Origin of the sequence: Salinicola halophyticus, assembly GCF_003206695.1 — a bacterium.
Lineage (GTDB): Bacteria > Pseudomonadota > Gammaproteobacteria > Pseudomonadales > Halomonadaceae > Salinicola > Salinicola halophyticus.
In genome coordinates this window covers 462,674-487,108 of record NZ_PZJN01000006.1, presented here as the reverse complement: position 1 = coordinate 487,108, position 24,435 = coordinate 462,674, and the positions used below count along the sequence as shown (strand labels likewise).

General features: G+C 60.6%; 22 protein-coding genes. 4 read left to right on the top strand and 18 right to left on the bottom strand.

The window, feature by feature from the left end; all coding sequences use genetic code 11:
- Positions 1-28 precede the first annotated feature (28 nt).
- The 5 genes from DOM58_RS10040 to DOM58_RS10020 all read right to left on the bottom strand — a co-directional run bounded on the left by DOM58_RS10040 (position 29) and on the right by DOM58_RS10020 (position 5,024).
- On the bottom strand, positions 29-817 hold the full coding sequence (locus DOM58_RS10040) for an enoyl-CoA hydratase/isomerase family protein (RefSeq protein WP_110692720.1): 789 nt from the start codon (positions 815-817) through the stop codon (positions 29-31).
- 70 nt (positions 818-887) lie between these two features.
- Positions 888-2,174 (bottom strand): TRAP transporter large permease, encoded by a 1,287-nt coding sequence (locus tag DOM58_RS10035; protein WP_075562750.1) that lies wholly within the window; start codon positions 2,172-2,174, stop codon positions 888-890.
- Positions 2,171-2,758 carry a TRAP transporter small permease gene (locus tag DOM58_RS10030; RefSeq protein WP_188113803.1) on the bottom strand — a complete coding sequence of 196 codons (588 nt, stop codon included), beginning with the start codon at positions 2,756-2,758 and terminating at the stop codon, positions 2,171-2,173. The genes DOM58_RS10035 and DOM58_RS10030 overlap by 4 nt, the downstream gene beginning before the upstream one ends.
- Positions 2,759-2,820: 62 nt before the next feature.
- Positions 2,821-3,801: a TRAP transporter substrate-binding protein gene (locus DOM58_RS10025; protein WP_110692719.1), complete on the bottom strand. Its 981-nt coding sequence runs from the start codon at positions 3,799-3,801 to the stop codon at positions 2,821-2,823.
- Between the two features lie 548 nt (positions 3,802-4,349).
- The gene (locus DOM58_RS10020) at positions 4,350-5,024 is read right to left on the bottom strand and encodes a GntR family transcriptional regulator (protein ID WP_110692718.1); all 675 of its coding nucleotides are present in this window, start codon (positions 5,022-5,024) and stop codon (positions 4,350-4,352) included.
- 64 nt (positions 5,025-5,088) lie between these two features.
- Here DOM58_RS10020 and DOM58_RS10015 point away from each other — a divergent pair, with 64 nt between their 5' ends.
- Together DOM58_RS10015 and DOM58_RS10010 are read left to right on the top strand one after the other, a co-directional pair.
- The gene (locus DOM58_RS10015) at positions 5,089-5,592 is read left to right on the top strand and encodes a GlcG/HbpS family heme-binding protein (RefSeq protein ID WP_245392222.1); all 504 of its coding nucleotides are present in this window, start codon (positions 5,089-5,091) and stop codon (positions 5,590-5,592) included.
- A gap of 91 nt (positions 5,593-5,683) precedes the next feature.
- Positions 5,684-6,337, top strand: coding sequence for a hypothetical protein (locus tag DOM58_RS10010; protein ID WP_110692716.1), 654 nt, complete (start codon positions 5,684-5,686; stop codon positions 6,335-6,337).
- A 161-nt stretch (positions 6,338-6,498) separates the two neighbouring features.
- On the opposite strand, the gene DOM58_RS10005 is transcribed toward DOM58_RS10010, so the two are convergent.
- The 3 genes from DOM58_RS10005 to DOM58_RS09995 all read right to left on the bottom strand — a co-directional run bounded on the left by DOM58_RS10005 (position 6,499) and on the right by DOM58_RS09995 (position 10,374).
- Positions 6,499-7,164 (bottom strand): response regulator, encoded by a 666-nt coding sequence (locus tag DOM58_RS10005; protein WP_075562756.1) that lies wholly within the window; start codon positions 7,162-7,164, stop codon positions 6,499-6,501.
- Between the two features lie 409 nt (positions 7,165-7,573).
- Entirely contained in the window at positions 7,574-9,526 is a 1,953-nt protein-coding gene (gene acs, locus DOM58_RS10000; protein WP_110692715.1) for an acetate--CoA ligase, read from the bottom strand.
- A gap of 245 nt (positions 9,527-9,771) precedes the next feature.
- Complete coding sequence (locus tag DOM58_RS09995; RefSeq protein ID WP_245392221.1) at positions 9,772-10,374, bottom strand: SprT family zinc-dependent metalloprotease; 603 nt, start codon at positions 10,372-10,374, stop codon at positions 9,772-9,774.
- A gap of 58 nt (positions 10,375-10,432) precedes the next feature.
- Between DOM58_RS09995 and DOM58_RS09990 the strand changes: the two genes are divergently transcribed.
- The gene (locus DOM58_RS09990; protein ID WP_110692714.1) at positions 10,433-11,158 is read left to right on the top strand and encodes a YecA/YgfB family protein; all 726 of its coding nucleotides are present in this window, start codon (positions 10,433-10,435) and stop codon (positions 11,156-11,158) included.
- 127 nt (positions 11,159-11,285) lie between these two features.
- Here DOM58_RS09990 and DOM58_RS09985 read toward each other — a convergent pair whose 3' ends face one another.
- Entirely contained in the window at positions 11,286-12,413 is a 1,128-nt protein-coding gene (locus tag DOM58_RS09985; RefSeq protein ID WP_110692713.1) for a phospholipase D-like domain-containing protein, read from the bottom strand.
- A gap of 199 nt (positions 12,414-12,612) precedes the next feature.
- Here DOM58_RS09985 and plsB point away from each other — a divergent pair, with 199 nt between their 5' ends.
- A complete protein-coding gene (gene plsB / locus DOM58_RS09980; RefSeq protein WP_110692712.1) occupies positions 12,613-15,033 on the top strand; it encodes a glycerol-3-phosphate 1-O-acyltransferase PlsB in 2,421 nt (806 codons plus the stop codon).
- A 39-nt stretch (positions 15,034-15,072) separates the two neighbouring features.
- Here plsB and DOM58_RS09975 read toward each other — a convergent pair whose 3' ends face one another.
- From DOM58_RS09975 to lgt, 9 genes are all read right to left on the bottom strand, one after another.
- Complete coding sequence (locus DOM58_RS09975) at positions 15,073-15,873, bottom strand: ABC transporter permease (RefSeq protein WP_110692711.1); 801 nt, start codon at positions 15,871-15,873, stop codon at positions 15,073-15,075.
- Positions 15,874-15,899: 26 nt separating this feature from the next.
- Positions 15,900-16,787 (bottom strand): ABC transporter permease, encoded by an 888-nt coding sequence (locus DOM58_RS09970; protein ID WP_110692710.1) that lies wholly within the window; start codon positions 16,785-16,787, stop codon positions 15,900-15,902.
- The gene (locus tag DOM58_RS09965) at positions 16,768-17,904 is read right to left on the bottom strand and encodes an ABC transporter ATP-binding protein (RefSeq protein WP_110692709.1); all 1,137 of its coding nucleotides are present in this window, start codon (positions 17,902-17,904) and stop codon (positions 16,768-16,770) included. Before DOM58_RS09965 ends, DOM58_RS09970 begins: the two co-directional genes overlap by 20 nt.
- 97 nt (positions 17,905-18,001) lie before the next feature.
- A complete protein-coding gene (locus tag DOM58_RS09960; protein WP_110692708.1) occupies positions 18,002-19,114 on the bottom strand; it encodes an extracellular solute-binding protein in 1,113 nt (370 codons plus the stop codon).
- A gap of 437 nt (positions 19,115-19,551) precedes the next feature.
- The gene (locus tag DOM58_RS09955) at positions 19,552-20,625 is read right to left on the bottom strand and encodes a porin (protein WP_110692707.1); all 1,074 of its coding nucleotides are present in this window, start codon (positions 20,623-20,625) and stop codon (positions 19,552-19,554) included.
- Between the two features lie 441 nt (positions 20,626-21,066).
- Positions 21,067-22,035 (bottom strand): ProQ/FINO family protein, encoded by a 969-nt coding sequence (locus tag DOM58_RS09950; protein ID WP_245392220.1) that lies wholly within the window; start codon positions 22,033-22,035, stop codon positions 21,067-21,069.
- A gap of 103 nt (positions 22,036-22,138) precedes the next feature.
- Entirely contained in the window at positions 22,139-22,696 is a 558-nt protein-coding gene (locus tag DOM58_RS09945) for a dihydrofolate reductase (protein ID WP_110692706.1), read from the bottom strand.
- The gene (locus tag DOM58_RS09940; protein ID WP_110692705.1) at positions 22,693-23,487 is read right to left on the bottom strand and encodes a thymidylate synthase; all 795 of its coding nucleotides are present in this window, start codon (positions 23,485-23,487) and stop codon (positions 22,693-22,695) included. The genes DOM58_RS09945 and DOM58_RS09940 overlap by 4 nt, the downstream gene beginning before the upstream one ends.
- Before the next feature lie 118 nt (positions 23,488-23,605).
- Positions 23,606-24,412, bottom strand: a complete 807-nt coding sequence (gene lgt, locus DOM58_RS09935) for a prolipoprotein diacylglyceryl transferase (RefSeq protein ID WP_110692704.1) — start codon at positions 24,410-24,412, stop codon at positions 23,606-23,608.
- Positions 24,413-24,435 lie beyond the last annotated feature (23 nt).

Sequence of the window (24,435 nt, the reverse complement as noted above, 5' to 3'; positions counted from 1 at the left end):
GACGAATGACGCGCCTGTCCCTTCGGGTCTAGCGGCCCTGCCAGGTGTATGGCGTCTTGTCGATGAATCGCCTGACGGCGCCCCGGAAATCTTCACTGGTGTAACAAAGCTCGATTAGGTCATCGCCGGCTTCAGGATCGGGCCGCCGCTGATCGAGGATTCGATTGATCAGGACTTTCGTCGCCCGCATCGTCAGCGGCGCGTGACCCGCCAGCTTCTCGGCGAGGGCCCTGGCAGTCTCGTCGAGCCCTTCGCTTTCGACGACGGCGTCGATCAGCCCGACCGTCACCGCCTCGTCGATCTCGATCATCTTCGCCAGCATCAGTACGCGCTTGGTTCGCGCGATACCGAGCAGGTCGACCAGTCTCGACACGTTGGTGATCGACATGCAGTTGCCCACGGTCCTGGCGATGGGAATCCCGAACTTGAAGGCACTATTGGCGTAGCGGAAGTCGCAGGCCATGGCGATGGCCGCACCACCGCCGACGCAGTAGCCGTCGATCAGCGCCACCGTCGGCGTCGTCACCCGCTCGATGCCGCCGATCACCGCATCGATCCGGCGCTCGTAGTCGATCCCATCGCGGGGAGCAGTAAATTCAACAAACTGCTTGATATCGGTCCCCGCGACGAAAGCCTCCGCGCCCTCGCCACGGAAGGCGATCAGCTGGATTTCCTGATTCTCGTCGAACTGCTGGCAAGCCTTTGCCATGGCCTCGTACATGTGCCAGGTCATGGCATTACGGGCTTCCGGGCGGTTGAAGCGAATCCAACCGATCGTGCCCTCCTGATAACAGCGGATTTCGTCATCCTGAATCATGGTGTCGCTCTCATGGTCGGTATCGGTGAGGCGTCGAGGCGCTTCAGCTGCGCGCCTCGGCTGGCGTACTTCAACTGCCGTAAATCAGGTGCACCAGCAGCAGTGCGAAATCGGGCACGTAGGTGTTGAAGATCAACACGATGAACAGCACTCCCAGGAACCAGAGATTGGTTTTCGAGGTGCGCCAAATGTCCGCCTTGGCGATCGAGCACGAGGCGATCAGGACGCTGGCCACCGGTGGCGTCTGCTGACCGATGGCCAGATTGAGCGTTACGATCAGACCGAAGTGCAGAGGATCGATACCCACCTGGATGATCAGCGGCAGTACGATCGGCACCACCAGAATGATCGCCGCCGCCGAGTGCAGAAACACACCGAGAATCAGGAAGATGATGTTGAGCAACGCGAGAATGACGTACTTGTTGTCGGTCAGACCGCTGATCGAATTGGCCAGTTGCTGCGGCAGCTGGGACTCGGTGAGGTAGAGCCCGACCAGCGCCGAACTCGCCACCAGCAGCATCACCACGGCGGTCTGGATACCGGCATCCAGACACGATTTCCACAGTGTCTTCAGCGTGAATTCCCGATAGATCACCGCACTGATGAAGATCGCCACCACGACAGCCAGCGCCGCGCCTTCGGTAGCAGTGACGATACCGCCGAAGATGCCGCCGAGGATGATCACCGGGATCATCAGCGCCCAGATCGCCTCCTTGAAGGATTTCCACACCCGGCTGGCCTGAAAACGCCCCTCGGAAGGGAAGTTGTGCTTGCGCGCCAGAAAATAGCAGGCGATGGCCAGGCCCAGGGCACCCAGCAGCCCCGGGAAGATGCCGGCGACGAACATCTTGACCACCGATTCCCCCGACATCACCGCATACAGAATCATCGGAATCGACGGCGGCAGGATGATCGCCAGACTGGCAGCAGATGACGAGATCGCGGCGGCGAACTCCTTGGAGTAGCCGCGGCTCTTCATCGCCGGAATCAGCAGGCTGCCCAGCGCCGAGACACCGGCCACGGCCGAACCCGAGATTTCGGCGAAGAAGATCGAGGAACCGATCGTCACCATCGCCAGCCCGCCCTTGACGAAGCCGACTAGCGAAGAAGCGAAGTCGATCAGACGTCGCGAGATACTCGAGGCGTTCATGATCGCACCGGCCAGAATGAACAGCGGAATGGCGATCAGCGGAAAGTTGGTGGCCCCCTCGAACATCGTCAGTCCGATATTGGGTAGCGCGTAGACCCCGTAGCTGGAGTAGACGGCAACGGCGCCCACCAGGCCCAGGGCGATGGCGATCGGCACGTTGAGCACGATCAACACCAGCAGCCCGATGAACATCAGCATGAGAATCATCGTGCCGTACCTCCTGCGCTAGACCGCACGTCGGGTGCGGCATCGCTCTGACTGGCCATGTTCGGGCTCAAGCCGATTTCTTCGAGTTCGTGATCGACGAAACCTTCACCGCGCGCCTGGCGAATCACCTCAGGCAATCGCAGCAGCTCCGCGATGATGAACAGGACCGAGGCGATCGGCAGCGCCGACTGGGTAAACTGCAGTGACACACTGGTCAGACTGATCATGGTCGAGCCCGCCAGAATCTGGACCACCTGCCAGCCGGTCAGGGTGAGCAACACGAAGAACGCGATCGTCACCGCCTCGCCCAGCAGGGCGATGGGCAACCGTATCCGCGGCGTGAACGCGTTAACGATGCTGGGACAGGCGATATGCGCGCCCTTGGCGGCAGCCAGCGCAGCCCCGTAATAGGTCAGCCAGGCCAGGCTGATCGAAGCCGCTTCGTCATACCAGGTAAAGGGCGACCCCACCAGGCGCGAAAGGAAGCCGACGATGACGATGCCCGCCAACACCAGCATGTTGATGACCACGATGATCTCGAGCAGGCGATTGAAACCATCGCGAAGCGTACTCAGGGTTTTCATAGGCGGTTCCTTCGTCCACAGCCGGTCGAGCCCGAGTCGTCGAGCTCGACCGCGCACAGCGGTTAACTGGAGGGTTGCAGTTCACGCACCTTGTCGAGCATCGCCTGACCGCCATCGACGTCCTTGATGAACTTGTCGTAGACCGGCTTGGAGGCATCGATAAAGGCCTGACGATCGACCTTGTTGATCTGCAGACCGGCGTCGCGCATCTTGACGAGCGTCTCCTCGTCGAGCTTGGCGCCCTGCTCCAACGCATAGGGCTCCATCTCTTCGGCCGTCTGCTTGAGCACGTCGCGCACGTGTTCGGGCAGCCGGTTCCAGCTCAGGCCCGCGGTGACGAAGGCCGGGGTATAGATGTGATCGGAGAGCGAGAGGTACTTCTGCACTTCCTGCAGGCGCGAGGCGTAGGTCTGGACCAGCGGATTTTCCTGACCGTCCATGGCGCCCGTCTGCAGGGCGACGAACACCTCGGACAGCGCCATGGGCGAGGGATTGGCACCGTAGCTCTTGAACATCTCGACGCGCCAGACGCCCTGCGGCACACGCAGCTTGATACCGGAAAGATCGGCCGGCGTGGTGATCGGCCGCTCGTTGTTGGTGATTTGACGGAATCCGTTTTCCCACACGCCGATGATGTGATACCCCCGGCTCTCGGCGACCGGATAGAGCTGAGGTCTCACCACCTCGTCGCGCACCTTGGCCATGTGATCACGATCGGCGATCAGATACGGCATCTCGAACAGGGCGAACTGCGGGGCGACACTGCTCATGACGGTCGAAGGCAGCGCCAGATCGACGGTGCCCAGCTTGAGCTTCTTCAGCAGTTCGGAATCGCCGCCCAGCTGGCTCGACCCGTAGACGACCACCTTGGCTTCACCGGCGAGCTTCTCGTTGGCGCGCTTGGCGAACTCCTCGGACACCTTGGCGAACAGCGAGCCCGGCTCACCGACATGGGCAAACTTGACCTGAACTTCCTGGGCATTGGCATGGTTGGCACCGGCCATCAGCGCTAGTGCCAACAGGCCTGCTTTGAGACTTTTCATCACTGGCGTCCTTCCGTCTTTTTATATTGGCTCGCCTGAACGATGGACCGGGAAGGCCGTCGGGATTATTGCCACGCTCCGGTCGATACCCCGCAGTGCGAGCACCTTGGGATCTTGCCAATGAATTATGAATTCATAATTCAATCGAAACCAATCCGCCATTTGTCTATTGGCGTAAAGTCTCATCACTATGCTTTGGTAATTAGCCAGTTATCGAGAAACAGCGATACCGAAAGGTGCCAACACAATGAATTCATTTTAAATTTTGCGCCTTTTGCAACGTGCAGCCGCTCTACCGGCGCAAGCTCCGGCCAACTTCAGATCGATAGCGGATCGGGAAGGCCAAAACGGTCGGTCACGCCGAGTGGTGTCCTCGCAAGGAAGGAGCGATACCAGAGGCGATACAGGCGATGCCGGGGCTGATACAGACTATGCCGGGGTTGATACAGGCAAGCGGGCTGAGACAACGAAGAGCCAGTGGCTGGCTTAGAGAAAGGCGCGGGCGGCCGACGGAGGCCGGCGAACCCGCGAGAGACCGGCCGATGGGGTTAGACGGCGGTAGGCTGGTCTTCGTCGATCACACCGCTCGCGGCGGCGACGACGAGCTTGTGTCGCAAGTGCTCGCGAAGTATGGCGCCCAGGCGTTCACCATCGCGAGCCAGCAGGCACTCGATCATCGCTTCATGATCGGCGACGGCCTGATCCCAGTATTCGTCGATCATGTGGGTGGAGTAGCGGACCCGCTGAATGCGGTAGTTCAGACTGCTATACGTTTCCCGCAGCGTATCGTTGCGGGCGGCGAGCATGATCGCATCGTGAATACGCTGGTTGAGCTCGAAGTAGGGCCGAATCTCTCCGCGTTTGTAATGCGCCATCATCTGATAGTGGAGCGCCTGAATGTCGGCAACCTCCTGTTCGGTGACATGGCGGCATGCCAACTCGCCGGAAAGGCCTTCCAGCGCGCCCATCACATTGTAGGTTTCCTCCAGCATCTGGCGCGTCAAGCGCATGACGCGTGCACCGCGGTTTGGCAGGAGTTCGACCATTCCCTCGAATGCCAATACCTTGAGCGCTTCCCGCAGCGGCGTCCGGGAAATCCCGAACTGCTCGCACAGCTGCTTTTCCGGAATTCGGACGCCGGGGAGCAGACTGCCCTCGTTGATCATGTCTCGGATGCGGGCAGCCGCTTCACCATAGAGAGTGTTCTGCTGAATCTTGATCATTGGGCACTCATAACTGTTTCGATGTTTCCATTCTCCCAATGGCGCATGGATAGCGCCACCCAAAATGAATTATGAATACAAAAATAGCTCAAGGAACACCGCCATGACTCGTAATGTCTACCTGACTTACCGGACACTATCGCTGAAACAAGCTCGTACCATCATCGATTCGGCACTGGCTCATGCTGACGAGCACGAACTGAACCCCCTCGCCGTCACCGTCATGGACATCAGCGGATGCCCGATCAGCAGTGACCGGGCAGACGGCTGCGCGGCCCTGCGTTCAGCCGTCTCGCACGGCAAGGCCAAGGCCGCCCTGGGATATGGCGTCTCCAGCGGAACGGTGGGTGAACGCAACCACGACCGCCCCGCCTTCCTCTCGGCAGTCGCCTCGGCTGCCGAGGGAGAATTCATCCCTGTCGCCGGCGGCATACTGATCCTGGACGAACGGGAGCAGGTTATCGGCGCGGTGGGCGTCAGCGGCGACAGCTCCGCCAACGATGAGCGCGCCGCGATCGTCGGCATCGAGACGGCCAAACTCCGGGCGGGAATAGCGCCAGAAAATTAAGGCTATCTTAAAAAACAATCGAAACAGCGTTTCTTAAGGAACTTAAGGCTGATAATCTTAGCCAGCTATTAATTGCTGGCCGGATCCGATCATGCCTCCTACTTTTTTTCCTCTGACCTTTCGTGCGGTTTCCTTCCGGGCCGTCGTGTATATCCTGTTCCTGGCAGCTCTCATGCAGATGGTGCTGACGGTGGACGTCAGACACATTGGCGCCCCCAATTTCAGTGAAACGTCGTTGACCGAAATCACCCAATCCGTGCTGCTGCTCCTCTGCACGACCTCAATGCTGATCATTCGTCAGCATTTCAAGGTACTGCGCACCTTGAGCCTGTTATTGAGCGCCTTCTTCGCGATGTCATTGGTGCGCGAGAACGATCTCTGGCTGGATAGCTACGTTTTCGATGGCGCGTGGGAATGTCTGGTCACCCTGATCGCGCTGCCGACTCTCGCCGTCGTGATTCGCGGCCGCCGCCAATTTCTGGAAGAGTTCACCCAGATGGCCAATAGCCTGGGATTCGGACTCTTCGCAGCCGGCTTTCTCGTCACCTACGTGTGTTCCCGCCTCTATGGACGCAGCGAGCTGTGGCATGCACTGATGGGGGAGCATTACTTGCGGATCATCAAGGATGCGGCAGAGGAAATCACCGAGCTGACCGGCTATAGCCTGTTGCTGTTCGCCAGTCTCGAACTGCTGCTGATGGCGCGCCGGCTCAGTCGGGCCAAAGTCGTCACCACGGCGGATTGAGATGGTGACGTACCAACGCAAGAGCCGCCGTTTCCACGATGGAAAACGGCGGCTCCCGGTATCAGGACTCTAAACTCAGAACTCCAAGCTCAGTACTTCAAGCTTGAGACTTTAGCCCCTGGGCTCCAACCGGACTCTCTAACTACAGGTTCTCGAAACGGTCAGTCGTTGGTCACCTTGGGCGGCTCGATCTCGAGTTTCTGCGCGGCAATGACAGCCTGGGTACGGGAATGAACCCCCAACTTGCGCAGGATGGCCGTCACGTGGGCCTTGATGGTCGCTTCCGAGACATTGAGTTCGTAGGCAATCTGCTTGTTGAGCAGCCCTTCCGTCAACATGTTGAGCACGCGGAACTGCTGTGGCGTCAGCGAGGCGATCGCTTCCGCAAACCGGGCGTCTTCGGGGCTGCCCTCGCCCATGGCATCGGCCAGGTACTGTGGCAGCCAGACTTCTCCCTTGAGCACCTCGCCGATTGCCTCGGCAATGGTATCGAGCGAGGCGGACTTGGGAATGAACCCCGAGGCGCCGTAATCGATGGCGCGGCGAACGACATCCACTTCTTCGCTGCCGGACACGACCGTCACGGGAATATCCGGCATCTGTCCGCGAAGCTGGATCAATCCGGAGAAGCCGTGCGCCCCCGGCATATGAAGGTCGAGCAGAATCAGGTCGGCATCGGGATGGCGCGTCACTACTTCCGCCGTGGCCTCCATGCTGTCGGCCTCGACGATCTCCGCCTGAGGCGAGACCTGTCGTAGCGCTTGATTGAGAGCCGCCCGGAAGAGTGGGTGGTCATCGGCTACGATGAATTTCTGGGCAAAAGCCATTGATTCTCCTCCGGCGCTATCGGAATAGATGACGAATAAGTCGGTCTACTATCGCCATTCAGACAAGATGTTTCTACTAATGGTTAACGGCATGTTACCCCATGCGATCGTGGAATCCCAAGCCTCAAGTCAACCGACTGTAAATCCAGTAAGAATTGATGGATAAACCCGCACAGGAGAACTCAAACTGTTGGGTTAAACACAAAAAAAGTTCGGCCATCCCGGAAAGCTGGCGTGCTTCCCTCCCTTTGGAGCGGCACGAAAAGTACCGGGAGGAAAGCCTCTTTCAGGATAGCCGAACGATAACCATCGACCGCAATGAAGCTAATGATAATTTACATCAACCAGTCATATAGTTGTTACATTAACCTCTACTCTGCGTTCGATTCGAACCATTGAAAACGTGAGTTCATGAGCGTAAATGGCGGTTTTCGATCAGGTCCTCCACGACACCGGGATCGGCCAGCGTCGACGTATCGCCCAGACCATCACACTCGTCGGCGGCGATCTTGCGAAGAATACGTCGCATGATTTTACCCGAGCGGGTCTTCGGCAATCCCGGCGCCCATTGGATCACGTCGGGCGTCGCGATTGGGCCGATATCCTTGCGCACCCATTGCTTGAGTTCCTGCTTCAACTCGTCGCTGGATTCGACATCGTCGTTGAGGGTCACATAGACATAAATGCCCTGCCCTTTAATGTCGTGCGGATACCCCACTACCGCCGCTTCCGCTACGGATTGGTGCGCGACCAGGGACGATTCGATCTCGGCGGTGCCCATTCGATGCCCGGAAACATTCAGAACATCATCGATTCGGCCGGTGATCCAATAATCACCGTCGGCATCGCGGCGGCAACCGTCACCGGTAAAGTAGACCCCTTCATAGGTAGAAAAGTAGGTCTGAACGAAACGTTCGTGATTGTTCCAGATCGAACGCGCCTGCCCCGGCCAGGAATCCAGAATCACCAGGTTGCCATCGGCAGCGCCTTCCAGTCGCTTGCCGTCGTTGTCGAGTAGCGCCGGCCGCACCCCGAAGAAGGGTTGAGTGGCACAGCCTGGTTTCAGTGCCGTTGCCCCGGGTAACGGTGTGATCATGTGACCGCCGGTCTCGGTCTGCCACCAGGTGTCGACGATCGGGCAGCGCGAATTGCCCACGACCCGATGGAACCAGTCCCAGGCTTCGGGATTGATGGGCTCGCCGACAGAGCCGAGAATACGCAGCGACGAGCGCTGGCTGTCATCCATGATGTGCTCGCCGTGCGCCATCAGCGAACGGATGGCCGTCGGTGAGGTATAAAGGATCGCGACTTCGTGCTTGTCGATGATCTGCCCCATACGCCCATGGGTCGGGTAGGTCGGCACGCCTTCGAACATCAGCGTGGTGGCGCCGTTGGCCAGGGGGCCATAGACAATGTAGCTGTGACCCGTGATCCAGCCGACATCGGCCGCACACCAGTAGACCTCGCCTTCGTGATAATCGAAGACCGTGCGATGCGTCAGCGCAGCATAGAGCAGATAACCGCCGGAGGTGTGTTTCAGCCCCTTGGGCGTTCCCGTCGAACCTGACGTGTAGAGAATGAACAGCGGATCCTCGGCGTTCATGGTCTCGGCAGGGCAGTCGGTAGACTGCGAATCGACGACCTCGTCGAACCAGCGATCCCGCCCTTCATGCCACTCGATATCGCCACCGGTGCGCTTGACCACCAGCACCGACTCGACCACATCGGTCCCCTGGCGAGTCAACGCGGCGTCGACATTGTCCTTGAGCGGCACCTGCTTGCCGCCCCGAACCGACTCGTCGGCAGTGATCACGATGCGCGACTGCGAGTCGACGATGCGCCCCGCCAGCGCGTCCGGCGAAAATCCGCCGAAGACGACCGAATGGACCGCGCCGATACGCGCGCAGGCAAGCATCGCCATCGCCGCCTCCGGCACCATCGGCATGTACAGCGTCACCGTGTCGCCCTTGCCGATGCCCAGGGACTTGAGGCCGTTGGCGAGCTGCGATACTCGTTGATGCAGCTCGCGATAAGTGATGATCTTGTGGTCGTCGGGGTCGTCACCTTCCCAGATGATGGCGGCCTGGTCGCCGCGCGAGTCCAGGTGACGATCGAGACAGTTGTGGGCGACATTGAGCTCGCCGTCTTCGAACCAGCGAATATCGACATTGTCGGAAGCGAACGACGTGTTCTTGATGGTCGCGGGTTTCTTGCTCCAGCTCAGACTCTCGGCCTGTTCGCGCCAGAAACTGTCGGGATCTTCGACGGACTGGCGATAGAGCGATTCGTACCGATCGCGATCGATCCAGGCATTGGCTGCCAAGCGCTCATCGACGGGATATACGCGCTGCTGTTCGCTCATGCTCCAGGCTCCCTAGGGGTCGTGTTCCAATCGTCGCCATCCACTCGGCGATGATTCGTCGGTTCGTGAAAGCCTAGCCGACTCAAGGCGATAGACCACCGACCGTTCAGTCAGTCAGCATATAACGGTGGCCCCCGCCACACCCTATTAGACCTTCGTCTCAGCTTGATGCCGGGTAACCTGGAGTGAGGCTCATGGGTATCTGACAGCACCGGTGGCGACTGTACGCCTGACGACGCGCGCCGCTATTCGGCCACTTCGCGATAGGCGAACGTCAAGGTCGCCCGACAGTGACGACACAGGTAACGGGAGCCCTTCATGGCCTGGGAATGACGGCGACCGGTAAACCGATGCAGCACTTCGCAGCGGCAGCGGTAGAGATACGGTGAGGGGCTGGCGCGAGCGATGTCGAAGCGGTGAGTGACGGTCGGTTTCAACCCATAGAGCTGCCGCATTACCGTCTGCCATTCGCGCCCGTGGGGCCGGGCTCGAGCCCCCTCCTCGAGGTGAAAGACCAGCCAATGGGCCATTTCATGGGGCACGATCTCGTCCATGAAGGCCTGACGATTTTCGCGTAACAGGGTCCAGTTGAAGCGAAGCCCGCCGCGCTGGTAGTGCGCCTGCCCCGCGCTACGACCGCGCAGGTCGAACCAGATCGCGGGGCGAGGCAAATCCGGATGCACGTCCCGCGCGAGCTGCCAGGCCGCCTCGGCTCGCTGCCTGAGCTGGCCTTCGAGGGCCACCTCGTCGAGCGCGTCCAGCGTCCGGGCATCGCTCTCGCCGAGCGTGGGGGATAAAGGGGAAGAACGCAGATTGGTCATGGGATGATAGAATGCCGACACCATCATCGGGCGTCCAGCCCACTGGCGTCTGCCATCGATTCCCACTGGCCATCCGGAGAGCCCTATGTCTGAACTCGAGCCTGAACTCTCGTCCGAACGCCCCGATGACGCGATCGAGAGTCAGCCACCGTTGGCCGACGAAGCACTGGCGCGTCTCGATGATTACTTCGCCTCGGAGCGCCTCGGTGAAGATGCCCCTGACCTGATCGGTACCCACGGCTTTCTGGTTGCCCTGGCGGTTTCCCCGCGGGAGATCGCTCTGCAGCATTGGATCGCCGACCTGTTCGAAGACGAGCCGCCGTTCGAGAGTGACGCCGAACGCGACGAAATTCTGGGTCTGCTGGAAAGCCTCAAGGATAACGCCGGCAGCATTCTGGAACGCGGAAACTGGGTCGAGCTGCCTTTCGACACCGAGCTCGACGAGAGCGGCGATATGGCCGCGGCCATCGAGGATTGGTGCGCCGGCTTCATGCAGGGCGTGTTCCTCGACGAAGCGGCCTGGTTCTCCCAAAACGAAACCCATGTCGCCGCCCTGCTGCTCCCCTTCATGGCATTGTCGGGGCTGTTCGACGACGAGCCGGAGATCGAGGAAATGGTCGCCGAGGATAGCCAGTTTACCGCGCTGGCGGGCCAGCTCCCGGAACTGACTCTGGATCTCTACCTGCATTTTCGGGTCCCGGCCGAACCCCCGGCGAACCCGGGCAAAGGTAAAACCAAGGGAACCGGTAAAAGCAGTGGCAAGCCCAAGTCCAAGAACGCCATGGCGGGTCGGCAGCGCGGTTCGCGCTGAAACGTCACCCGCCCCGGACGAGTTGCCGACAAATCACATCGCGTGATTTGCCACACCGGGCTACTTGTCATTCCGGGCCACTTGTCACATCGGGCCACTTTTCACTCCGGGCACTTTTCATTCCGGGCTATTTGAGACGTGTCACCCAGGCATTGAGCGTGCCGAACAGCCACTCGCGCGCGCGTCGCCACCACGCTCGCTGCGCCCAGCTGGCGGCATCGATACGCTGGCTGGCGGCGAAGTTACGCTCGAACAGCTGGGCGACCTCGGCAGCGAAGCCGGCGTCGTCGATCTCCTGATTGGCTTCCAGGTTCCACTGCAGACTCCAGTGATCAAAGTTGCACGACCCCAGCGAGACCCAGTCGTCGACGACACTGAACTTGGCATGGATGAACGTGGGCTGAAACTCGTAGATCTTGACGCCGGCCTTGAGCAACCGGTTGTAGAACCGCTGCCCGGCATAGCGGACCCCGGGATGGTCGTGATGACCGCCCGCCAGCAGCAGACGTACATCGATGCCGCGGCGCGCGGCGCGCGCCAGCGCCCGACGCAGGCTCAACGTCGGTACGAAATAGGGCGTGCATAGCCAGAGCCGGCGATCGGCCGTGTTGATACGGCCCTGCAGCGACACCCGAATTGCCTGATAGCGATGTCCCCGCCCCCAGATGGCCCTGCCGCGCATGCCGCCGGCGACCGTTTCGGGCGGCGAATGTCGATCGGGTAGCTCTGTCGACAGGCGCGTTCTCGTCCGTCCACCCCGCGTTAGGGGGGAATTCCAGACCTGGGCGAACAGTCGCCTCCAGTCTTCGACCACGGGGCCCTGAACGCGTACCGCCACTTCGTACCAGGCGTCGACGAACTCGTCGACGATACCGAAACCGCCGGTAAAGGCCATCGTACCGTCGACGAGCACGAGCTTGCGGTGATCACGCATCAGATTGCCGCCGAGCCGCGTCACCGATAACGGATTGAAGAACCGCAACTCGACGCCACCCTCTCGCAGCCGCTGGCGATCGCCGCGCGATAGCCCCATGCTGCCCACGCCGTCGAGCATCAGCTTGACCTCGACCCCGCGAGAGGCCGCCGCTGTCAGCACTCCGATAAAGCGATCGGCCAGCTCGCCTGACTCCATCAGATAGAATTCGATCCACAGATGCCGCTGGGCACCATCGATGGCTTCGCGCATCGCCGGCCAGAACCGCTTGCCCTCCGGCAGCAGCTCGAACCGGTTGCCATCTTTCCATGTTGCTTGCATGAACCGCCGTCTCCTTGATCGCTCCCGATTGACGCACGTTTACGGTCCCAAGGAAAGCCTGTCCGATCGGGCGCCGAGGACGCCATTGCGGGGGCCATCGCTGTCGGCCGTTGATATGGCTATACTCGGGCGTTTGCGGGAGACGCCTCGATGCTGGCACTGATGGAGCTCCCACGATCGTGATTGGAATTCAACGCCGATGATCGAACCTCAACGACTGTGGCATCGCCTCGTCAGCCGCGTACTCGATCGCTGGCTGGCGTTTCGTCTGATCGAGCCGGAGCCCTTCGAGCTCGACGCCACGCTGCCGACGTTCTACGTCATCGCCCACCCGTCGTTGACCGACGAAATTGCCGTCGAACGCCTGAGTCGCGATCTCGATCTCCCCGGCGCTGATGGGCGGCACTCGATCGGGCAGCTCGATCTGCCCGCCTGCTTTGCCCTGCCGCGCTTGCGCCGCCATCGCGGCGAGATTCGAGGTCAGCACTCGACTCATCTGGAGCAACTGATGGAGGCGCTCGAGCGCAACGACACGCTCGACGCGCAGCTGGTGCCGGTCAGCGTGTTCTGGAGCCGCGCGCCGGGCAAGGACTTCGGCTTCTGGAAGATGCTGGCGGCGGACGACTGGGCCTGGAGCGGAAGACTACGCCGGCTGCTGTCGGTGGCTGTCAACGGTCGCCATCTGGAAGCGCACTTCGGCGCGCCGGTTCGGCTGAGACCGCTGATCGATGACCCTGCCGTTACGCTGAATCAGCGCAAGGTTGCCCGGGTGCTGCGCGTTCATTTTCGGCGCATTCGCGCCCGGGTGCTGGGACCGGACATCTCCCACCATCGCACGCTGATGCGCGGCGTGGTCGACAGCCGGCCGGTGCGTGAGGCCGTGCTCGAAGCGGTCGAGGCCAATCGCAGCACGCCGGCGCGCGAACGTCAGCGTGCGGAACGCTACGCCCGGGAAATCGCCTCCAACATGTCGTATCCGGCGCTGCGCTTCTTCTATGAACTGCTCAAGCGGCTGTGGAATCGTCTCTACGATGGCGTCGACGTCCACGGCCTCGACGCGGTCAAGGCGATCGCCGGCGAGCGTACGCTGATCTACGTCCCCTGCCATCGCAGCCATATCGACTATCTGCTGCTCTCCTACGTGCTCTATCGGGAAGGGTTGATGCCGCCGCATATCGCCGCCGGCCGCAATCTCGACATGCCGGTGATCGGCGCAATGATGCGTCGCGGCGGCGCCTTCTTCCTGCGTCGCAGTTTCAAGGACAACCGCCTCTACGCCACCGTCTTCAACGAGTACCTGCACCGCCTGATTGCCCGCGGTCATCCGGTGGAATATTTCATCGAGGGTGGCCGCTCGCGAACCGGAAGGATGCTGTCGCCCCGCCCCGGCATGCTGGCGATGACGCTGCGATCGTTCGCGCGGGACGCGATTCGTGACGTCGCCTTCGTGCCCGTCTACGTCGGCTACGAACGAGTACTCGAGAGCAACAGCTACCTGCGGGAACTGCGCGGTGGCAAGAAGAAGAAAGAATCGCCTCTCGACCTGCTGCGCATTCTGAAGCACCTGCGCGAGCCCCATGGCCGCGTCACGGTCAGCGTGGGAGAGCCCCTGTCGCTGGCGCAATTTCTGAATGAAACGGTACCCGAGTGGCAAGACGAACCCGTGTCGGCGCGACCGGAGTGGCTCAATCGAGCCGTACCCAGGCTCGGGCAAACCCTGGCCCGTCGGATCAACGACGCCGCTAGCCTCAATGCGGTCTCGCTGGTGGCGATAACGCTGCTGGCGACGCCCCACCACACCATCGAATCCGATCTGCTGGTCAACCATGTCGGCCTGCTGGTCAGGCTGCAGCGCAACCTGCCCGGCAGCCAACGCTGCCAGCTGCCAAGCGGAGAGCCGGTCGACTGGATCGATCACGCGGTGACCCTCGGCTTCGTCAACCGCCAGCCTCAGGCCCTGGGCGAATTAATCAGCGCAAGCCCGGAGCAGGCAACGCTGCTGACCTGGTATCGCAACAACGTGCTGCATCTATTCATGCATCTGGGGCTGGTGGCGTTCGCCTTTCGCAACAATGCCGCCTTTTCTCTCGACGATCTCGATACGCTGCTGTCGCCGGCCTGGCCGTTGCTGGCCCACGAACTCTACTTCGCCCCGCCCGACGAACCGCGTCAACGCTTGGTAGACACTCTGGCCGTGCTGACCGAGGAAGGCCTGCTGCAGGCAACTGACAACGGCTGGCGTCGGCAGCCGGGGCATCTGGAATCGAGCGAACATCTGCGACTGCTGGGGCAACCGGCACAGCCCACGCTGGAGCGCGCCTATCTGCTGCTGGCCTCGTTACTGCGCTACCCCAGTGGAGAACTGACTCGGGAAGGCCTGGAAGAGCACAGCCGTCAGCTTGCCGAACGTTTGACGCTGCTGTCCGGACTCAACGCGCCGGAATTCTTCGACAAACGGCTATTCAGTGGACTGCTGGATACGCTGGAGCAGCAGTCGTGGTTACGCGTCGAGGATGAACACCTCGTCTACGATGAATCCCTGATCCGCCTGCAGAGGCGCAGCCGTGCCCTGTTCGACCCCGAACTGCGGCATCGGCTGGTCCGGTTGACGCGACAGTAGGTCACTTCTTAGCAGCCGCTACACCGAACGCGACGGGTATCAGCCGGGGCGACTGGCAGCTTCGCGTCGTCGCTTGAACTCATAGATCATCGCCAGCCCGACCGTGAACAGAATCATCAGCAACGCCAGCGCATTGACCGCTGGCGTCAAGCCGGTGCGGACCTTGGAGGCAATATAGATCGTCAGCGTGGTGTCATAGCCGGCCACGAACAGGGTGGTATTGTAATTCTCCAGCGACTGCAGGAACGCCAGCACTGCGGCCGACAGAATCGCGGGCTTGAGATAGGGCAGCAACACTCGCCGAAAAACCTGCCATTGACTGGCGCCAAGATCGAGCGCCGCCTGCTCCAGCGTGCGATCGAAGCGCTGTAGCCGTGCCGCGACCATCAGCATGACGTAGGCGGCGATAAAGGCGCTCTGCGCGATGACGGTCAGCGCGATCCCCCCGTTCAGACCCCAGCCGCGCCAGAAGATCAGCGTGGAGATGCCGATGATCACTCCCGGGGTCAGCAGCGGCGACAGGATCAGAGCATAGATGAAGGATTTCCCCCGGCCGTCGACCGTGGTCAGGAAAAGCGCGCTGGCGATGCCGATCGGCAGTGCCAGGCACAGCACGCCGACCGCCACCATCAGGCTGTTGACCAGCGAGCTCCACATGCCGCTATCGGCCCACAGCGCCGAAAACCACTGCAGTGTCGTGCCGGTCCAGGGCGTGATGGTGGGGAAGCGGCTCTCGTTGAAGGTGGCAGCCGCCATGATCACCAACGGCAGAAACAGATAGACGAAGAACACCAGCAGGTAGGCCTTGAGCGCCCAGGAGAAGAATCGCGAAGAACTCATGAAGCGCTGTTCCTGTTTGGCATGGTCTATTTAGCGATGTCGCCGAGACCGACCTTGAAAACTCGCATGATGACGGTGACGAAGACGATGCACAGGACCAGCAGCAGGAAGGCATAGGCCGCCCCCTGATTCCAGTCCCCGCCTTCGAAGAACCAGTTGTAGATGATCTGCGTGAACCAGCGGCTGCCCGGCGAGCCGAGTAGCGCCGGCACGGCGTAACTGCCCGCCGCCAGCATGAAAGTCATGATGCAGCCCGTCGCGATACCCGGCTTGGCGTGGGGAATGACGATACGCCGATGGGTGCGACCCCAGCCCGCACCGAGATCCCGCGCGGCCCGGATCTGATTGGTATCGAGACTCTCGATGGCGTTGTAGAGCGGAAACACCATGAACAGGATATAGGCGTAGACCATGCCGACCAGCACGCCGGTGTCGCCGTTGAGAAAGCGAATGGGTCGATCGATCCAGCCCAGGGCGAGCAGCAGCTCATTCAGTGGCCCCTTGAACGCGAAGATGATGTACCAGGCGAAGGTGCGCAGAATCTCGTTGATCCAGAACGGGATGATCAACAGCAGCAGACACAACGCCGCCTGACCCGGCGTTGCCACCTTGGCCAGGTAGTAGGCCAGCGGATAGCTGACAATCAGCGTCAGCCCGGTGACCAGCACGCTCGACCAGATCGTCTTGAGGAAGATCGCGAGATGAATATCGTTATGGAAAAAGGTGGCGTAGTTGGTCAGCGACCAGACATCCTTCACGCCCCCGCGCTCGGACGGCAGCAGCGAGGGATGAAACGAATAATCGATCATCTGCCACTGCGGCAGCAGCACCATGGCGATCAGCCAGATCCCCAGCAGTGAAATGATGGCCACGGCCAGCGGCACGCCGAAGCGTCTACGCAGTTGCTGCCACATCGACCCCCTCCTCATTCGTCGGCTCGTGCACCGCACCCGCCAGGACGACCGCCTCCCGTGGCGAATAGTCCAGACGGCAGGCACCGCCAACGACAAGCGGCACCTCGACATCCGCACCGGGCGTCAGATGGGGCACCTGCGCCCGAATGGTCGGTCCCCGGTCCAGAGCGATCTCCAGCGTCAGCCACGCACCTTCGAAATGCTCGCTCAGGATTACGCCGCCCAGCGGCAGGTGCCGATCGGCGGCCGGCCCCACGCGCCACTGCTCCGGGCGAATGTAGAGCGTCGCCGGATCGCCGGGCTCGAGCGGCACCGTGGAACGCCCATATAATGGTGCCGGTAGCCCGGCATCCAGCGTCACCAGCTCGCCCTCCACCGCCATGACCCGGCCCGGAAAGCGATTGTTCTCGCCCACGAAACTGGCCACGAAATCGGTCTGCGGCTGGCGATACAGCGTCATCGGATCGGCAACCTGCTGGATTCGTCCTTCCGACATCACGGCGACCCGGTCGGACATGGTCAGCGCTTCGCCTTGGTCGTGCGTGATGTAGATGAAGGTAATGCCGGTCTTGCGCTGTATCGCCTTGAGTTCGATCCGCATGTGCTGGCGCAGCTTGAGATCCAGCGCCGACAGCGGTTCGTCCAGCAGCAGCACTCGCGGCTCTACCGCCAGCGCGCGCGCAATGGCGATGCGCTGCTTCTGGCCGCCGGATAGCTCGGCAACCGGTTTGTCGCCACTGCCGGTCAACGCCACCAGTTCGAGCAGCTCATCGGCGCTCTTACGACGCTTTTGCCGATCGATACCCCGCACCTCAAGCCCGAACTCGATGTTCTGGTAAACGCTCATTAGCGGGAAAAGCGCCAGATTCTGGAAGATCATTGCGGTGGGCCGACGATTGACCGGCACCCGGGTCATGTCGCTCCCGCCAATGGCAACGCTACCCTCGCTGGGAGTCAGAAAACCGCTGATCATGTTCAGCAGCGTGGTTTTGCCGCAACCGGAAGGACCGAGAAAGCTGAAGAACTCGCCGGACTCGATATCCAGCGAGGTCGGCTGAATCGCCGTGAAGTCGCCAAATCGCATGGCGACCTGGCTCAGGGATACGCGACCGTCCATGACGTCCTCTTCGAATGTTGTCGATAGCGGGTATCGACTGACCCTCGGAAAAACCCCGCGTCATCGAACACGGGGTATCGCTCGGCGAGAGCCACGATCATGCCGACAGGTAACGATCCTGATACTCGTTGCGCAGTGCGACGTACCAGGGATCCTGCACCGGCCACCACCACAGGTTGTCCAGATCCTGCTGGGTGTAGGAATCCTTGAAGAACTGCCGGCTCGCTTCCGGCAGCAGGTCTTCGGCGCCGACCGCCGTAGAGTTGTAGCCGGTGGACTTGACGAACATCGCCCCGGCCTCCGGGGTGTAGTACCAGTTGATCAGCTCGTAAACCGCATCGACGTTGCGCGCATTCTGCGGGATCACGAAACCTTCCATCCACGCCAGGGCCCCTTCCTTGGGGGCGCCGAAAGCGATCGGTTCGTCCTCGCTCTGCAGCCGGAAGGCGGTGCTGTCCCAGGTCTGGCCGATCAGCGCGCCGTTGGTGCGGAAGGCGCCCTGAGCCTCGTTTTCGGTCGACCAGAACTGGATGACCATGTCCTTGTGCTTGAGCGCCTCGGCCAGAATGACATCGAAGTTGGCGCGCATGGCCTCCTCAGTCTTGAACGATTCCAGCAAGGGTCGCGGTAGCTTGCCCTGGGACTCCAACCACAATCCGATGCCCACCAGCGCAGAGTGGGCACGTACCGTGACGCCGGCGCCGATATCGGGATTCCACAAATCGGCGTAGCTCAGCTGGGAACGATCGATGTCGGTATAGCGGGTGTTGTAGGCGATCGCCTCAGTGCCCCAGTCGGAGGGCGCGAAATAACGCTTGTCGTCGATGACGCCACCGGTTTCCGAGCCCTTCATCGCAGTTTCCAGGCAGCCATCCCAGTGAATCCGCGACGTATCCAGCGGCTGAATCAGTTGATAATCGAGGTAGCCGGGCACCCGATCCACGGTGGGCATGATGACATCGAAGCCTGAACCATCGGTGGCCCGCAGCGAATTCATCAGCTCGTCGTTGGTGCCATAAGGGGTGAAGGTCGCCTTGATCCCGGTCTTGGCAGTGAAGTCCGCCAGCATTTCATCGCTGAAATAACCCGCCCAGGCATAAATACGCAATGTCTGATCCTGAGCCCAGGCACGATTGATATAAAACGGTACCGAAGCGGCGGCACCGATGGCCGCAGCGCCCTGCAAGAAACGACGACGGGAAAAGGTCATCGAAGGTCTCCTGTTGTTTGTCGATTCCCCGTCTGGATTGAGATATCCCGATCGGCGGAAAGTGTTGTTATACGACAGACCTGTTACCGCAGCGTGACGTCATTCATTGAGGATCGGTGCTGGTGATCTGTTTCACCAACCCTCGGATTATTGAACGCCCGCTCAACAGGAGATTACCAGCCCGTCATGCTTATGACACCTAGACCAAGGCGAGCCCAGGGCCGAATGTCGCGATTGGAATGTCGGGATTGGAAAGTCACACGGGATTAGATTGAAAGGAATGAGATGAGATGAGATGAGATGAGATGAGAACAACCTAGCAAGGCGGCGAGGGCAGCACGCCTTCTTGACGAAGATAAATCCCAGGCATTAAAAAGCCGGCCCCAAAGGGCCGGCTTCGCTCGAGTGAGCGGCAAGCCGCTCACATCGGTATCAGCTTAGAAGCTGTAGACGGCACCGACAGCAACGCCGTCGCCTTCGTCCTGGCTACGGTCACGCAGCGCACCTTCGATGAAGGTATACATGGCCGGAGAGATGTTGTATGTCACACCACCGACGACTTCATTGGCAGTGTCATCGCCATTGAGGAAGTCAGAGCCGTCGTCGGCCTTGATGTACTGATAAGCGCCGTAGATGTCGCCAGCGAAGTTATCAGACAGTGCGTAGCCGTAACGCGCGCCGAGGGCGTAGAAATCGGCATCGGCATCGCCCTGCTCGCTGTCGAAACGCTCAGCCTTGGCAGCAACACGCAGCGTGTCGATGGTGTACTGCGCGGTCAGACCGTACTGGTCGCCGGACTCGTAGTTGTCACCGTTAGCGTATTGACCGTCGTAGTTGTCGAGGTCGTCATAGACGGCTGCGACAGAGAAGGCGCCAACGGCGTACTTCAGACCACCGAAGAAGGAAGCGTTGCTGTCCTGACGGATATCGCCATCGTCAGACTCGCCATCACCCTTGTACTGAGTACCCACGGCGAACTGCAGACCGGCCCAGACCGGAGACATGTACTGGAACTTGTCGCCTTCACGGTCGTCAGTGCCGTAGATGTCGTCGTCGCCATTGAACGGGTCAAGAGCCGCACCGCTGGAGTCGCTGACGTCGAAGTATTCGTTGTTCGAGATCGGATCCTGGACCCAGTCGTCGATCAGCGGATCCCAGGAACCCAGACGTGCGTCACCGAAGTTACCTTTCATACCCAGGTAAGCTTGGTCGCCGTTGCCAAGACCGTTACCTTTCTTCTCTTCGTCGGCCTGGTGCTCGAACTCGGCCTTGAAGTAGCCGGTCAGGCCCGGGTTGATGATGTGCTGGCCAGAGAAACCGACGGTAGAACCGTTATCAAAAACTTCGTCTTTGGCATTGCCATCAGAGTCGTTGACAGATTTGTAAGCGATCTGGATGTTGCCGTAGATGTCGAGCTGCGTGCCGTCCTGGTTGTAGACAGTCGCTGCCTGGGCAGCGGCGGAGGCGCCCAGGGCACCAGCAATAGCAGTCGCTAAGAGCGTCTTTTTCATCGCGATAGGTTCCTTAACTAGCTTACTGTTCGATCGTGTCTGCAGATGCAGTCGGCTTCGGCACCTTCAACCAGCATCGTCATGCGAACGAATGACGGCTGCGGAACTCGAAAGCCTTGTTATTGTCCAATGCTCGCAAGGCAAACCTTATACTGGGCTTTGGTGGAACGCAACAAGAAAAAACACTGTTTTCGTTGCCTGCGTGAACCATCCATTTCTTCTCCTCCGCCCTTGCCAGTCGCCACCCGAAGCGCCTTTCAAACGCAGCAATCCCGCGCAAACAGCCGCGTCGTGGGCGATACGGCTGAAATGTCCTACCTGAAAGACGCGAGAGAACGCACAAAAGCGAACGCCCGTCGGCCATCCCGTTTCTTCCACCCAAGACCAAAGTTCAACGCGCCTACCTGTCTTCTGGCCCTGTGAGTGCCGACATCACGGCCCTCACTCCGGAGGATTCTGACCGTGCTTGGCGAGTAGCGCCCCAATCTTGCGATCCAGTTTCTCCGAGCGCTGCTGGGTCTCACGCATCTTCTGTTTCTTCTGCAGCGCCTCCAACTGTCGCTTGGCGTGCTTGGCTTCTTCGTCTGTGACGACTTCGCAGTCCTCTCCCGCCAGATCGACCCGCCGCGCCCCTTCCCGAACCGATTTCATATAGCGCGGCAAATGCACATAACAGGCCAATGCCCGCCGAACCAGCTTTTCCGGCCAGGGCTCCAGATCGCAAAGGTCCAGGTGAATGCCGGTTTTTAGCGGCCGCGTATGCCCCTTGAAAAAGGCCTTGGGATAACGCTTGTACCACTGCGCGAGCAGCGTGTGCGGAGACGGTGCGTCGTGCTCGGCACCGAACGCCAGTGAACTCTGCGGAGGTTCGTCGTTCGCCGTGGTGTCGCCAGGAATCGACTCGGATACCGTCTTATCAGAGGCAGCACCGTCTGGAACAGCGGTAGCCGGACTGTCCCCTTCGTCATGAATCGCCGGGGATTGGTCCACATCGTCGGTATGCGTTGGTGGCGAGTCTTTCGCCAAGTCCTTTTCAGGCTGGGACGATACGGCAAACGCGGAGGCCTTATCGTGGGGCGAGGCGGAGGTCAGTCGCTGTAACGGGGAGACGGCCTGTGCCTGACGACTCGGCTGCGCATCGGGGGCGCCATCCGGCTTCGGTCGGGGCCGCCTGAACGCCAGATTGCCCAGCCCCCGAGCACGTGTGCCTCCATCGGGGTCCTCGTTATGGTCCTGGCCCTTGACCATCAAAGGATCCAGCTCCGCCAGTGCAAGCAGTCGCTCCTTGAGGGCTCGATTCTCGGCCTCCAATGCCTTGTACCGCTCTTTCTCGGCTTCCAAAGCGGCTTGACCCGCTTCGACCTGGTGCTCGATGGCAGCCAGGAGCGCCTGTGTTCGATCCGTCAACACGGCACAACTCCTCTCAAGTCCTCTCAATCAACACCGGGACATGCTGGCGCTTATCCTGGCGTCAGCCGCTCGATCCCGCTCAGACGCACCATTCTTCGCCAACTCAGCCAGACTCGCGCGATCGACGATACTCGACGAAAGCGTAGCTCGGCTGGTCCGGCTGCGACGCCATCGTGACGCGTTCCACTTCGTCCCACTGCGAGCGTTCGAACGCCGGAAAGTAAGCGTCGCCTTCGATCTGGACATCGACCTCGGTGAGATGAAGCCTCGCGGCCCCGGCCAGTGCCTGCCGATAAATCTCTCCCCCGCCCATTACCATGATCTCATCGGCGGCGTCGATCAACGCCTGATGATCGGCGAGTTGCAGCGCCTCGTCCAACGAGTGGCAGACCCGAATACCCTCATGATGGCGTTTGTGAAAATAATGCACATCGCGTGTGATCACGATATTGAGCCGTCCCGGTAGCGGCCGGCCGATCGATTCGAACGTCTTGCGACCCATCACCAGCGGCTTGCCCAACGTGATGGCTTTGAAACGCTTGAGATCTTCCGGCAGATACCACGGCAGGCGATTGCCCACGCCGATCACGCGATTACGTGACATTGCCGCAATCATGGCGACCGGCGTTTCCAGCGGCGAAGAAGGCGTCATGTTGGTCATACGGCGATCGGCGCCTTGATGGCGGGATGGGACTCATACCCCTCGATGGCGATGTCGTCGAAGCGGAAATCGAACAGATCATCGATCGCCGGATTCAGCTTCAGCGTCGGCAACGGCAACGGCTCGCGCGACAGCTGCAACCGCGCCTGCTCGAGATGATTGAGATAGAGATGCGCGTCGCCGAGCGTGTGGACGAATTCGCCGGGCTCGAGACCGCAGACCTGCGCGATCATATGGGTCAACAACGCATAGCTTGCGATGTTGAACGGCACACCGAGAAAGATATCGGCGCTGCGCTGATAGAGCTGGCAGGACAGGCTGCCGTTGGCGACGTAGAACTGGAACAGCGCATGGCACGGGGGAAGCGCCATCTCGTCGACCAACGCGGGATTCCAGGCCGAAACGATATGTCGGCGAGAGTCCGGATTGCGCCGGATCTGCTCGACGAGTTTGGCGATCTGGTCGATATGCTCGCCCTCGGGGGTCGGCCAGCTGCGCCACTGATAGCCGTAGACCGGCCCCAGATCGCCGTTGGCGTCTGCCCACTCGTCCCAGATCGAGACGTTGTGCTCGTGCAGATAGGCGATATTGGTGTCGCCCCGCAGAAACCACAGCAGTTCATGAATGATCGAGCGCAGATGCAGTTTCTTGGTGGTGACCAGAGGGAACCCTTCGCGCAGATCGAAGCGCATCTGATGACCGAACACGCTGAGCGTACCGACGCCGGTGCGATCGGCTTTTTCAACGCCGCTGTCGAGCACGCGTTGCATCAAGTCGAGATAGGGCCGCATGGGCACGTTCCTTTCAATTATGTCGCTCGTCCAGAAAAACGAGCCAGTCGAAGTCTATTCTACCCCGCGCGGCGGAAACACCCGCCGCGCCGGACATCCGCCGTGAGCGGAAGGGATATTAGTGCGCGGCCTGTGAGGCGCGAGCGTCGTCGACGCCATTGTGCCGCGACCAGACGATCAGTGCGATACCGGCAAGGATCATTGGCAGCGACAGCAACTGACCCATGGTCAGCCAGTCGAAGGCGATGAAGCCCAGCTGCGGGTCCGGGCGACGGAAAAATTCCGAGAGGAAACGAAAAGCGCCGTAGCAGACCAGAAAGAGACCCGAGATGAAGCCACGCTGGCGCGGCTTCAGTGATGCCGTCCACAGCACCCCGAACAGCACGACGCCTTCCAGAAAGAACTGGTAGAGCGAGGACGGATGGCGCCCCTGCCCGCCCATTCCCGGAAAGACCAATGCCCAGGGCACATCCGTGACCCGCCCCGGCAACTCGTGATTGATAAAATTGCCGATGCGCCCGGCACCCAGCCCGATCGGGACCAGCGGCGCGATGAAATCCGTCAGCTGGAAAAACGCCAGACGATGCTTGCGCGCGAACAGCAGCGCCGCCAGCAGTACGCCCAGCAGACCACCATGGAAGCTCATGCCGCCATCCCAGACCTGGAAGATCCACAGCGGATTGTCCAGAAAGCGATCGAAACCGTAGAACAGCGCATAACCGATTCGCCCGCCGAGCACGACACCCAGCGCGCCGTAGAACAGCATATCGCCGATATCATCGGGCTTGAGTCCCAGGCGATCGGCACGTCGTCGTCCCAACCACCAGGCTCCCACGAAGCCGATGACATACATCAATCCGTACCAGTGCACCTTGAGCGGGCCCAACGACACGGCCACCGGATCGATCTCGGGGTAAGCCAGCATGCTTTCTCCTTGGCTACGGGGTA